The sequence below is a fragment of the Streptomyces fodineus genome (assembly GCF_001735805.1).
Classification (GTDB): Bacteria; Actinomycetota; Actinomycetes; order Streptomycetales; family Streptomycetaceae; genus Streptomyces; species Streptomyces fodineus.
This window is the reverse complement of sequence record NZ_CP017248.1, coordinates 4,963,987-4,975,404: the sequence shown is the minus strand read 5'-3', so window position 1 is coordinate 4,975,404 and position 11,418 is coordinate 4,963,987. Positions and strand designations below refer to the sequence as shown.

At 72.5% G+C, this 11,418-nt stretch carries 10 protein-coding genes; 8 read left to right on the top strand and 2 right to left on the bottom strand.

What is annotated here, in order from left to right; all coding sequences use genetic code 11:
• Nucleotides 1–115 precede the first annotated feature (115 nt).
• From BFF78_RS20990 to BFF78_RS20980, 3 genes are read left to right on the top strand one after another with little or no spacing between them, the layout of a single operon-like run.
• Nucleotides 116–979: a DUF5819 family protein gene (locus tag BFF78_RS20990; protein WP_069779793.1), complete on the top strand. Its 864-nt coding sequence runs from the start codon at nt 116–118 to the stop codon at nt 977–979.
• On the top strand, nt 976–2,199 hold the full coding sequence (locus BFF78_RS20985; protein WP_069779792.1) for an HTTM domain-containing protein: 1,224 nt from the start codon (nt 976–978) through the stop codon (nt 2,197–2,199). The genes BFF78_RS20990 and BFF78_RS20985 overlap by 4 nt, the downstream gene beginning before the upstream one ends.
• Nucleotides 2,196–2,951: a TrmH family RNA methyltransferase gene (locus BFF78_RS20980; RefSeq protein ID WP_069779791.1), complete on the top strand. Its 756-nt coding sequence runs from the start codon at nt 2,196–2,198 to the stop codon at nt 2,949–2,951. The genes BFF78_RS20985 and BFF78_RS20980 overlap by 4 nt, the downstream gene beginning before the upstream one ends.
• 78 nt (nt 2,952–3,029) lie before the next feature.
• Here the strand turns inward: BFF78_RS20980 and paaN are convergent, their stop codons facing one another.
• Entirely contained in the window at nt 3,030–4,721 is a 1,692-nt protein-coding gene (gene paaN, locus BFF78_RS20975) for a phenylacetic acid degradation protein PaaN (RefSeq protein ID WP_069779790.1), read from the bottom strand.
• A gap of 161 nt (nt 4,722–4,882) precedes the next feature.
• Here paaN and BFF78_RS20970 point away from each other — a divergent pair, with 161 nt between their 5' ends.
• Both BFF78_RS20970 and BFF78_RS20965 read left to right on the top strand, forming a co-directional pair.
• Nucleotides 4,883–6,400: a 3-hydroxyacyl-CoA dehydrogenase gene (locus BFF78_RS20970; RefSeq protein ID WP_069779789.1), complete on the top strand. Its 1,518-nt coding sequence runs from the start codon at nt 4,883–4,885 to the stop codon at nt 6,398–6,400.
• Nucleotides 6,397–6,984 (top strand): TetR/AcrR family transcriptional regulator, encoded by a 588-nt coding sequence (locus BFF78_RS20965; RefSeq protein ID WP_069779788.1) that lies wholly within the window; start codon nt 6,397–6,399, stop codon nt 6,982–6,984. The genes BFF78_RS20970 and BFF78_RS20965 overlap by 4 nt, the downstream gene beginning before the upstream one ends.
• A gap of 116 nt (nt 6,985–7,100) precedes the next feature.
• Here the strand turns inward: BFF78_RS20965 and BFF78_RS20960 are convergent, their stop codons facing one another.
• Nucleotides 7,101–7,634, bottom strand: coding sequence for an Lrp/AsnC family transcriptional regulator (locus tag BFF78_RS20960; RefSeq protein WP_418346669.1), 534 nt, complete (start codon nt 7,632–7,634; stop codon nt 7,101–7,103).
• Nucleotides 7,635–7,809: 175 nt separating this feature from the next.
• Between BFF78_RS20960 and pdhA the strand changes: the two genes are divergently transcribed.
• Genes pdhA through BFF78_RS20945 form a run of 3 tightly spaced genes read left to right on the top strand, consistent with a single transcriptional unit; the run spans nt 7,810 to nt 11,389 of the window.
• On the top strand, nt 7,810–8,964 hold the full coding sequence (gene pdhA, locus BFF78_RS20955) for a pyruvate dehydrogenase (acetyl-transferring) E1 component subunit alpha (protein WP_069779786.1): 1,155 nt from the start codon (nt 7,810–7,812) through the stop codon (nt 8,962–8,964).
• Entirely contained in the window at nt 8,961–9,965 is a 1,005-nt protein-coding gene (locus BFF78_RS20950) for an alpha-ketoacid dehydrogenase subunit beta (protein ID WP_069779785.1), read from the top strand. Before pdhA ends, BFF78_RS20950 begins: the two co-directional genes overlap by 4 nt.
• The gene (locus tag BFF78_RS20945) at nt 9,965–11,389 is read left to right on the top strand and encodes a dihydrolipoamide acetyltransferase family protein (protein ID WP_069779784.1); all 1,425 of its coding nucleotides are present in this window, start codon (nt 9,965–9,967) and stop codon (nt 11,387–11,389) included. Before BFF78_RS20950 ends, BFF78_RS20945 begins: the two co-directional genes overlap by 1 nt.
• The last annotated feature ends 29 nt before the right edge of the window (nt 11,390–11,418 follow it).

Sequence of the window (11,418 nt, the reverse complement as noted above, 5' to 3'; positions counted from 1 at the left end):
CGAGGAGTGGCCTGCGTGAACCGTGGGGCGCTCGTGGCGGCGCCGCATCACGGGCCGGACACTGAGCCGGACCACAGAACCGAAACGACCGAGCCGAAACGGGGGACGAGGCGGAATGGACGCGTACGACGAGGACCCGGGGGCCCCACCCGGCCCCGGCGGGCCGGCCCCGGAGCGCTCCCCGGCCGACGCGGATTCCCCGGCGGGCGCGGACACGCCGAGCGGTGAGGATGCGGCGGCGGGCGAAGGCGCCGGTGGCGCCCGGTCGGCTCGGGCAGCGCAGCGAGCCCAGCAGCCCCGGACGGCTCCGGCCGTGCCTTCCGCTGCCCCGGGTACCGGCCTGGCCGCCCTCTCCCCCCGCTATCAGATCGCCGCGGCGCTGGCGCTCGCGCTGGTCGGAGTCGCCGCCTGTGTGCATCTGCTGATGGTCTTCCTCAGCCTCGCCCCCGCCAACACGTTGACCAAGCAGCACGGCAAGGCCGTCGAGGAATGGGTGTACCCGGAGTTCGAGCAGAACTGGAAGCTGTTCGCCCCGAACCCGCTGCAGCAGAACATCGCCATACAGGTACGTGCCGTGGTGCGGGCCGAGGACGGCGGACTGCGCACCACCGGATGGACCGACCTGTCCGCCCAGGACGGTGCCGCCATAGACGGCAACCTCGTGCCGAGTCACGCCCAGCAGAACGAGCTGCGCCGAGCGTGGGACTTCTTCGTCGCCACGCACGGCGCCGACAACCGCTCCGTGGGCATGCGCGGCTCCCTCTCCGAGCAGTACCTGCGCCGGATCGTGGTGATGCGGCTGTACCGGACCTATCCGGCCGACCGGGAGGGCGTCATCCAGCGCGTGCAGATCCGTTCCAGCACCACCAATGTGCAGCCGCCCGAGTGGAGCCGTGAGCGCGTGTCCGACAAGCCCGTCTACCGCGTGCTGCCCTGGTGGAGCGTGACGGCCGACGAGGCCGCGGGAGGTGTGCGGTGAACCGGCTCTCCCTGACCCTCTCGCGCGGTATCGCCGGCGTCACCGAGTCGGCTCTCGGGCCGTACCAGAGCGCCATCATCCGCATCGGCTTCGCCGGCACCTGGCTGCTGTTCCTGCTGCGCGAGTTCCCCCACCGCCAGGAGCTGTACGGCCCGGCCGGGCCCTGGGGCTGGAACCTCGCCAAGGAGCTGACCGCCGACAACCACGCCTTCACGGCCCTGCTCTGGTCCGACGGCCAGCTGTGGTTCGAGAGCTTTTACCTGCTCGCGATCCTGGCCAGCACCGCGCTGCTGCTCGGCTGGCGCACCCGGACGGCGTCCGTGCTGTTCATGGTGGGCGTGCTGTCGCTGCAGAACCGCAGCGTCTTCGTGGGTGACGGCGGCGACAACGTCCTGCACCTGATGTCCTTCTACCTCGTGTTCACGCGCTGCGGACAGGTGTGGTCGCTGGACGCGCGGCGGGCGGCCCACGCGGAGGCGGCACGCGCGCGTGGGGAGCGGGTTCGGGCCGACCGGGTGGGACCGGCCCTGTGGGCGGTGTTCGGCCTGGCGCTGGTCATGGCGACGTTCACCGGCCGGTTCGACAACGGCTGGCTGATTCCCGCGCTGCTGTGGACGGCCCTGGTGGCGCTCGGACTGTGGTGGGCCGTGGGCCGCTGGGCGAGGACGCAGCAGCCGCGGATCCTGCTGGACGTCGTCGCCAACGTCCTGCACAACGGCGCCCTGGTCGTGATCATGGCCGAAGCCTGCCTGATCTACGCGACGGCCGGCTGGTACAAGATCCAGGGCTCGCGCTGGCAGGACGGCACCGCCGTCTACTACCCGCTCCACCTGGACTATTTCTCGCCCTGGCCCGGGCTCGCCGACCTGATGTCCTCCAGCGGCACGATCATGATGGTCGTCGCCTACGGCACGGTCATGGTGCAGGTCGCCTTCCCGTTCACCCTGTTCAACCGGCGGGTCAAGAACGTCCTGCTGGTGCTGATGATGACCGAGCACGCGGTGATCGCGATCGTGCTGGGCCTGCCGTTCTTCTCGCTGGCGATGATCGCCGCGGACGCGGTCTTCCTGCCGACGTCGTTCCTGCGCCGCCTGGGCGTGCTGGCCGCACGCGCGCGTGGCCGACTCGTCCGGCGCGCGGACCGTACGGTGCCCGCGCCGCGCTCCCCCGAAGAGAGCCCCGAGGAGAACGCGCAGGGCCGCGTAGGGTTCACCGCATGACCGACCCGCTGACCCGCTGGCGCGCGCACGCCGGTGACGCCGTGCTGCTCGACGGCTTCCACGCCCTCAAGCACGCGCTGCGCTTCGGGGCCGAGGTCCCGGTGGCGGTCACCACCGATCGGCGGGCGGCGCTCGCCCTCGCCGAGGAGCTGGCGGGGGACGTACGGGACGTGCTGGACGCGCTGCTCACCCAGGTGCCCGCGGAGACGTACGCCTCGCTCGTCCCGCGGCCGCACCCGACCGGCGTGGCCGCCCTGGCGGTACGGCCCTCCCGCGAGGCCAATCTGCGCAGGCTCGCCCACACCCCGCGCACCGCGCCCGTCGTCGTCCTCGACCATCCCCGGAACCTGGGCAACGCCGGCGCCGTGATCCGGCTGGCCGCCGGATTCGGGGCGACCGGGGTGGTCACCACGGGCACGCTCGACCCCTGGCACCCCACAGTGGTGCGCGGCGGCGCGGGCCTGCACTTCGCGACCGCTGTGGAGCGGCTGGGCGCCGACGAGTTGCCCGCCGGGCCGTTGTTCGCTCTCGACCCGGAGGGCGAGGACATCCGGCGCACCAAGCTGCCCGACGACGCCGTGCTGGCGTTCGGCTCCGAGCGCAGCGGCCTGTCGCCCGAGCTGCGCGCGCGTGCCGGCCATCTGCTGTCCCTGCCGATGCGCCCCCAGGTCTCCAGCTACAACCTGGCGACGAGCGTGGCGATGACCCTGTACCACTGGAGCATCACGGCAGGGGCGCATCCCGCCCCTTAGGGGCGCGGGGAACTACGCGAGAGACCACGGTGGGTCCCCAGTCGCAAGCGCCCCGCACCCCCGAGCTCTTGAGCGCTCTCAGGCCTCCCGACGCACCTCGACGACCCGGAACCGGTTGGCGACGAACGCTCCGTCGCACAGCGCGGCGTTCGCCGCCGGGTTGCCGCCCGAGCCGTGGAAGTCGGAGAACGCGGCGGTCTGGTTCACGAACACCCCGCCGGTCAGGTTGAGCGACAGCTGGGCCGACTCCTCCAGGCACACCTCCTCGATCGCCTGCTCGACCTCGCTGTCACAGGTGTAGGCGCCGACCGTCATCGCGCCCTTCTCCCGGACCGTACGGCGCAGCAGCTCCACCGCGTCGGTGGCCGAGTCGACCGCGACGGCGAAGGAGACGGGGCCGAAGCACTCGCTCATGTAGGCGGCCTGGTCGTCCGGCTTGGCGCCGTCCAGCTTGACGATCACGGGCGTGCGCACGACCGCGCCCGGGAAGTCGGGGTTGCTGATCTCCCGTGAGGCAAGGGCGACTTCACCGAGGCCCGCGGCGGCCTCCAGACGGGCCTTGACGTCCGGGTTGACGATCGCGCCCAGCAGGGCGTTCGCGCGGGCGTCGTCGCCGAGCAGGCCGTCGATCGCGCGGGCGAGGTCGGCGCTGACCTCGTCGAAGGTCTTGGGCCCCTCGTCGGTGCGGATGCCGTCCCGGGGGATGAGCAGGTTCTGCGGGGTGGTGCACATCTGGCCGCTGTACAGCGACAGCGAGAACGCCAGGTTGGACAGCATGCCCTTGTAGTTGTCGGTCGACTCCACCACGACCGTGTTGACGCCGGCCTTCTCCGTGTAGACCTGCGCCTGGCGGGCGTTGGCCTCCAGCCAGTCGCCGAAGGCCGTCGACCCGGTGTAGTCGATGATCCGGATCTCGGGGCGGGTGGCGAGGGTCTTGGCGATGCCCTCGCCGGGGCGCTCGGCGGCCAGCGCCACCAGGTTCGGGTCGAAGCCCGTCTCGGTGAGCACCTGGCGCGCGATCTGCACGGTGAGCGCGAGCGGCAGCACCGCGCGCGGGTGGGGCTTGACCAGGACCGCGTTGCCGGTCGCCAGGGAGGCGAACAGGCCCGGGTAGCCGTTCCAGGTCGGGAAGGTGTTGCAGCCGATGAGCAGGGCGAGGCCGCGCGGGACCGGCGTGAACTGCTTGGTGAGGGCCAGCGGGTCCTTCTTGCCCTGGGGCTTGGTCCACTCGGCCGTCTCGGGCGTGCGGACCTGCTCCGCGTACGCGTACGCCACCGCTTCCAGGCCGCGGTCCTGGGCGTGCGGGCCGCCCGCCTGGAACGCCATCATGAAGGCCTGCCCGCTGGTGTGCATGACCGCGTGCGCGAACTCGTGCGTCCGGTCGCTGATCCGCTTGAGGATCTCCACGCACACCAGCGCCCGGGTCTCCGCGCCCGCGTCCCGCCAGGCCCGCTGGCCGGCCTTCATCGCGGGGATCAGCACGTCCACGTCCGCATGCGGATAGCTGACGCCCAGCTCGATGCCGTACGGCGAGACCTCGCCGCCCACCCAGTCGTCCGTGCCGGGCTGGCCGAGGTCGAGGCGGGTGTTCAGCACGGCGTCGAAGGCGGCCTTGCCCGCCGCCGCGTCCAGGCTGCCGTTCTCGCCGTAGGCCTTCGGATGCTCGGGATGCGGGGACCAGTACGCGCGCGTGCGGATCGCTTCCAGTGCCTGGTCCAGGGTGGGCCGGTGCTTCGCGATCAGCTCGTGGGCGGTCAGTTCGGCGGCCATGCGGGACCAACTCCTCGTCTGGAGAACTCTTCGCCGAGTTCATGGACCTGGGCAGAAACATGGGCAGGGACAGCCGGTCAGAGCTAGAGTAACCGAACGATCGGTCGGGACAAGGGGGCCTGCCGCATCTGTGGAAAACGAAGTGCGGGAGGATCGCGCACATGACAGCACTCGACCTCAGCAGCCCCGTGGCCGTCGTCGGCACCGGCACCATGGGCCAGGGCATCGCCCAGGTCGCGCTGGTCGCCGGCCACCCCGTGCGGCTGTACGACGCCGCCGCCGGGCGTGCGCAAGACGCGGCCGCGGCGATCGGCGCCCGCCTCGACCGGCTCGTGGAGAAGGGCAGGCTCGGCCCCGCCGAGCGGGACGCGGCCCGCGCACGCCTCAGGCCCGCACAGAGCCTGGACGAGCTGGCGGACTGCGGGCTGGTCGTCGAGGCCGTCCTGGAGCGGCTGGACGTCAAACAGCAGCTCTTCGGCGAGCTGGAGGAGATCGTCGCCGAGGACTGCCTGCTCGCCACCAACACCTCCTCGCTGTCCGTGACCGCCATCGGCGGCCCCCTGCGCCACCCCGGCCGCTTCGTCGGCCTGCACTTCTTCAACCCGGCCCCGCTGCTGCCGCTGGTCGAGGTCGTCTCCGGGTTCGCCACCGACGTCACATCGGCCACGCGCGCGTACGAGACCGCCCGCGCCTGGGGCAAGACCCCGGTGGCCTGCGCCGACACCCCGGGTTTCATCGTCAACCGGATCGCCAGGCCCTTCTACGCCGAGGCCTTCGCCGTCTACGAGGCCCAGGCCGCCGACCCGGCCACCATCGACGCGGTCCTGCGCGAGTCCGGCGGCTTCAAGATGGGCGCCTTCGAGCTGACCGACCTGATCGGGCAGGACGTCAACGAGTCCGTGACCCACTCCGTGTGGCAGTCCTTCTTCCAGGACATGCGCTTCACCCCGTCCCTCGCCCAGCGCCGGCTGGTGGAGTCCGGCCGCCTCGGCCGCAAGACCGGGCACGGCTGGTACGACCACGCCGCCGGCGCCGAACGGCCCGAGCCGCACACCGCCGACAAGGAGCAGCCACCCGCGTACGTCGTCGCCGAGGGCGGTCTCGGCCCCGCGGCCGAGCTGGTCACGCTGATCCGCGAGGCGGGCATCCAGGTCCGCGAGGAGGCCGAGGACAACGGCACCCGCCTGGTGCTGCCGAGCGGCGGCCAGCTGGTCCTCGCCGACGGGCAGACCTGCGTGGAGTTCCGGGACGTCGTCTACTTCGACCTCGCCCTGGACTACCGCGCGGCCACCCGTGTCGCCCTGTCCGCCTGCCAGGACACCTCGCCGCAGACCCTCGCCGAGGCCACCGGCCTCTTCCAGGCGCTCGGCAAGGACGTCAGCGTCATCGGCGACGTCCCCGGCATGATCGTCGCGCGTACGGTCGCCCGGATCATCGACCTCGCCCATGACGCCGTCGCCAAGGGCGTGGCCACCGAGGAGGACATCGACACGGCCATGCGCCTCGGGGTGAACTACCCGCTCGGCCCGTTCGAGTGGGACCGCAGGCTCGGCCGCGAGTTCGCCTTCGACGTCCTGGACGAGATGCACGAGCGCGACCCCTCCGGACGCTACGCGCCCTCCCTCGCGCTCTACCGCCACGCGTACGCCGTCGCCGACAAGCGGGAGGGCACCTCATGACCACGGCCAAGCGCGACACATACACGCCCGAGACGCTGCTCTCCGTGGCCGTGCAGGTCTTCAACGAGCGCGGTTACGACGGCACCTCCATGGAGCACCTGTCCAAGGCGGCCGGCATCTCCAAGTCGTCGATCTACCACCACGTCAGCGGCAAGGAGGAACTACTGCGCCGGGCCGTCAGCCGCGCCCTGGACGGCCTGTTCGCCATCCTGGAGGAGGAGCACGCGCGCGTGGGCCGGTCCGTGGACCGGCTCGAGCACGTCGTACGGCGCATGGTCGAGGTGCTCATAGGCGAGCTGCCCTATGTGACGCTGCTGCTGCGGGTGCGCGGCAACACCGCGACCGAGCGGTGGGCGCTGGAGCGGCGACGCGACTTCGACCACCGGGTCGCGGAACTGCTGAAGGCCGCGGCGGCCGACGGGGACGTACGCGGCGACATCGAGGTCCGCCTGGCCACCCGGCTGGTCTTCGGCATGATCAACTCGATCGTGGAGTGGTATCGGCCGGACCCGCGGGGCGCCGGCGACCGCGAGGTGGCCGACGCGGTGGTCCAGCTGGTCTTCGCGGGCCTCAAACAGAGCTGACGCCAGACCTCCGGCACATCTGTGGTCACGCCTCCGGCCACACCCTCCGGCACGCCTCCGGCACACCTTCGGTCACGCCTCCGGCACACCTCAGTCACGCCTCCGGCACACCTCAGTCACGCCTCCGGCTCCAGGTCCTCCTCCTCGAACACCAGCAGCGTGCGGGTGCTGAGCACCTCGGGGATCGCCTGGAGCCGGGTGAGCACCAGCTCGCGCAGCGCCCGGTTGTCGGGTGTGTGCACCAGCAGCAGCACATCGAAGTCGCCGCCCACGAGGGCGATGTGGGAGGCGCCGGGCAGCTGTCTGAGCTGCTCGCGGACCGTACGCCAGGTGTTCTGGACGATCTTCAGCGTGATGTACGCCGACGTGCCGTGCCCCGCCCGCTCGTGGTCCACACGCGCGCTGAACCCGCGGATGACACCGTCCTCGACGAGCCGGTTGATGCGCGCGTAGGCGTTGGCGCGCGAGACGTGCACGCGTTCGGCGACGGACCGTATCGAGGCGCGGCCGTCCGCCTGGAGGATTTTCAGGATGTCCTGATCGATGGCGTCGAGCGGGCGCGGCGGCGGCAGCAGGGCGGCGTCCACCGGGCGCGGCGGTGGAAGCGCGGCGTCGTCCTGCGGTCCGTCGGCCATTTGTTCAGCTGCCATTGCCCCCCGCTCCCTCGCCGTGGACGTCCTGCGTTCATTCCAGGCTGTGGAGAACCGTTTGTCCACAGCCTGGAGGGGCCTGTAGCCAAAATGTGCCGACGACCGAACAATCGGTTGGTGAGGCGCCTCACAGCCGACGCGCCTCCCGTAGCCGCTCCCACGAGGAGGTGCCGTCATGACGGTCATGGAGCAGCGGGGCGCGTACCGGCCATCCCCGCCGCCCGCCTGGCAGCCCCGTATGGACCCCGCGCCGCTGCTGCCAGACGCCGAGCCCTACCGCGTCCTCGGCACCGAGGCGGCCGCCAAGGCCGATCCGGAGCTGCTGCGCCGGCTCTACGCCCAGCTGGTGCGCGGTCGCCGCTACAACACGCAGGCCACCGCGCTCACCAAGCAGGGCCGCCTCGCCGTCTACCCCTCCAGCACCGGCCAGGAGGCCTGCGAGGTCGCCGCCGCCCTGGCCCTGGAAGAACGCGACTGGCTCTTCCCCAGCTACCGCGACACCCTCGCCGTCGTCGCCCGGGGGGTGGACCCCGTCGAGGCCCTGACCCTGCTGCGCGGCGACTGGCACAGCGGCTACGACCCCCACACCCACCGTGTGGCCCCCCTCTCCACCCCGCTGGCCACCCAGCTCCCGCACGCCGTCGGCCTCGCGCACGCCGCCCGCCTCAAGGGCGACGACGTGGTCGCCCTCGCCCTGGTCGGCGACGGCGGCACCAGCGAGGGCGACTTCCACGAGGCGCTGAACTTCGCCGCCGTCTGGCAGGCGCCGGTCGTCTTCCTCGTGCAGAACAACGGCTTCGCCATCTCCGTCCCGCTCGCCAAGCAGACCGCCGCGCCCTCCCTGGCCCACAAGGCCGTCGGGTACGGCATGCCGGGCCGGCTGGTCGACGGCAACGACGCGGCGGCCGTGCACGAGGTCCTCAGCGACGCGGTACGGCACGCGCGCGCGGGCGGCGGCCCGACCCTGGTGGAGGCGGTGACGTACCGGATCGAGGCCCACACCAACGCCGACGACGCCACCCGCTACCGCGGCGACGCCGAGGTGGCCGCCTGGCGCGCCCACGACCCGATCGAGCTGCTGGAGCGGGAGCTGACCGCGCGCGGCCTGCTCGACGAGGCCGGTATCGAGGCCGCCCGGCAGGACGCCGAGGAGATGGCGGCCGACTTGCGCGAACGCATGAACCGCGACCCCGAACTGGACCCCATGGCCCTCTTCGACCACGTCTACGCCGAGACCACCGCCCAACTGCGCGAACAGCGTGCGCTGCTGCGGGCCGAGCTGGAAGCCGAGCAGGAGCAGCACGGCGAGCAGGAAGGCGGCGCCCGATGACCACCGTCGCCGTCAAGCCCGCCACCATGGCGCAGGCCCTCACGCGCGCGTTGCGCGACGCGATGGCCGCCGACCCCACCGTGCACGTCATGGGTGAGGACGTCGGCACCCTCGGCGGTGTCTTCCGGGTCACCGACGGCCTCGCCAAGGAGTTCGGCGAGGACCGCTGCACCGACACCCCGCTCGCCGAGGCCGGCATCCTCGGCACCGCCGTCGGCATGGCCATGTACGGCCTGCGCCCGGTGGTGGAGATGCAGTTCGACGCGTTCGCCTATCCGGCGTTCGAGCAGCTCATCAGCCATGTCTCCCGGATGCGCAACCGCACGTGCGGCCGGATGCCCCTGCCCATCACCGTCCGCGTCCCCTACGGCGGCGGCATCGGCGGCGTCGAGCACCACAGCGACTCCTCCGAGGCCTACTACATGGCGACGCCGGGCCTGCATGTCGTCGCCCCCGCGACCGTCGCCGACGCCTACGGGCTGCTGCGGCAGGCCATCGCCTCGGACGACCCGGTCGTCTTCCTGGAGCCCAAGCGGCTCTACTGGTCCAAGGACTCCTGGAACCCCGAGCATCCGACGGACGTGGAACCCATCGGCCGGGCGGTCGTCCGCCGCTCGGGCCGCAGCGCCACGCTCATCACCTACGGCCCCTCCCTGCCGGTCTGCCTGGAGGCCGCCGAGGCCGCGCAGGCCGAGGGCTGGGACCTGGAGGTCGTCGACCTGCGCTCCCTGGTGCCGTTCGACGACGAGACGGTCTGCGCGTCCGTACGGCGCACCGGACGCGCGGTCGTCGTCCACGAGTCCACCGGGTTCGGCGGGCCGGGCGGCGAGATAGCGACCCGCGTCACCGAGCGCTGCTTCCACCACCTGGAGGCGCCGGTGCTGCGCGTGGCCGGCTTCGACATCCCCTACCCGCCGCCCATGCTGGAGCGGCACCACCTGCCCGGCGTCGACCGCATCCTCGACGCCGTGGCCCGGCTGCAGTGGGAGGCCGAGGGCTGATGGCACAGGTGCTGGAGTTCAGGCTCCCCGACCTCGGCGAGGGACTCACCGAGGCGGAGATCGTGCGCTGGCTGGTCCAGGTCGGCGACGTCGTCGCCGTCGACCAGCCGGTCGTCGAGGTCGAAACGGCCAAGGCGATGGTCGAGGTGCCCTGCCCCTACGGCGGCGTGGTCACCGCGCGCTTCGGCGAGGAGGGCACCGAACTGCCGGTCGGCGCACCGCTGCTGACGGTCGCCGTGGGACCGGCGGCTCCCGGCGGCGAGGCCGCGGGGTCGGGCAACGTCCTGGTCGGATACGGCACCTCGGAAGCGCCCATGCGCCGCCGGAGGGTGCGGTCGGCGCCGATGGCGACGGGTGCCGCGAACGGCAGTACCGGTGCGGATGGCGCCGGGACCAGGCCCGCGCCCTCCGGGACGGGCCCGGACGCGCGGCGGAGCCCGGCCGCGGCCTCCGGTACGGCGCGACGGGACGCCACGGTGACCTCCGCCGGGACGGCTCACGCGCGCGTGGACGCACTCCACGCCGAGGGTCCGGTCCCCGTGATCTCCCCCCTGGTCCGCCGGCTGGCCCGCGAGGGCGGCCTGGACCTGCGGCAGCTGGCGGGCTCTGGCCCGGACGGGCTGATCCTGCGCGCGGATGTCGAGGGCGCCCTGCGGGCCAAGGCGGCCCCGGGCAGCCGTACGGCCGAGGCGCCCACCACGACGGCACACGCCGCCGCTCCGGCCACGCGCACCGCAGGCATCCGCACCCCCCTCAAGGGCGTGCGCGGTGCCGTCGCCGACAAGCTCTCCCGCAGCCGCCGGGAGATCCCGGACGCCACCTGCTGGGTCGACGCCGACGCCACCGAGCTCATGCGCGCGCGTGCCGCCATGAACGCGGCCGGAGGGCCGAAGATCTCCCTGCTCGCGCTGCTCGCCCGCATCTGCACGGCCGCGCTCGCCCGGTTCCCGGAGCTGAACTCCTACGTCGACACCGAGGCCCGCGAGGTCGTCCAGCTCGAACACGTCCACCTCGGGTTCGCGGCGCAGACCGAGCGCGGGCTGGTCGTGCCGGTCGTCCGGGACGCCCACGCGCGCGACGCCGAGACGCTGACCGCCGAGTTCGCCCGGCTCACCGAGGCCGCCCGCACCGGGACGCTCACGCCGGGGGAACTCACCGGCGGGACGTTCACGCTGAACAACTACGGTGTCTTCGGCGTCGACGGCTCCACGCCGATCATCAACCACCCCGAGGCGGCCATGCTCGGCGTCGGCCGGATCGTCCCCAAGCCGTGGGTGCACGAGGGCGAGCTGGCGGTGCGCCAGGTCGTCCAGCTCTCGCTCACCTTCGACCACCGGGTGTGCGACGGCGGCACGGCGGGCGGCTTCCTGCGGTATGTGGCGGACTGCGTGGAACAGCCGGCGGTGCTCCTGCGCACGCTGTGACGCACGCGGGGCCAGGACGCAGGGCCCCG

Excerpts from the sequence above, each read along its gene's own strand:
- BFF78_RS20990 (WP_069779793.1), top strand. The coding sequence starts at position 116 with ATGGACGCGTACGACGAGGACCCGGGGGCCCCACCCGGCCCCGGCGGG.
- BFF78_RS20980 (WP_069779791.1), top strand. The coding sequence starts at position 2,196 with ATGACCGACCCGCTGACCCGCTGGCGCGCGCACGCCGGTGACGCCGTG.
- paaN (WP_069779790.1), bottom strand. The coding sequence starts at position 4,721 with ATGGCCGCCGAACTGACCGCCCACGAGCTGATCGCGAAGCACCGGCCC.
- BFF78_RS20970 (WP_069779789.1), top strand. The coding sequence starts at position 4,883 with ATGACAGCACTCGACCTCAGCAGCCCCGTGGCCGTCGTCGGCACCGGC.
- BFF78_RS20965 (WP_069779788.1), top strand. The coding sequence starts at position 6,397 with ATGACCACGGCCAAGCGCGACACATACACGCCCGAGACGCTGCTCTCC.
- BFF78_RS20960 (WP_418346669.1), bottom strand. The coding sequence starts at position 7,634 with ATGGCAGCTGAACAAATGGCCGACGGACCGCAGGACGACGCCGCGCTT.
- pdhA (WP_069779786.1), top strand. The coding sequence starts at position 7,810 with ATGACGGTCATGGAGCAGCGGGGCGCGTACCGGCCATCCCCGCCGCCC.
- BFF78_RS20950 (WP_069779785.1), top strand. The coding sequence starts at position 8,961 with ATGACCACCGTCGCCGTCAAGCCCGCCACCATGGCGCAGGCCCTCACG.
- BFF78_RS20945 (WP_069779784.1), top strand. The coding sequence starts at position 9,965 with ATGGCACAGGTGCTGGAGTTCAGGCTCCCCGACCTCGGCGAGGGACTC.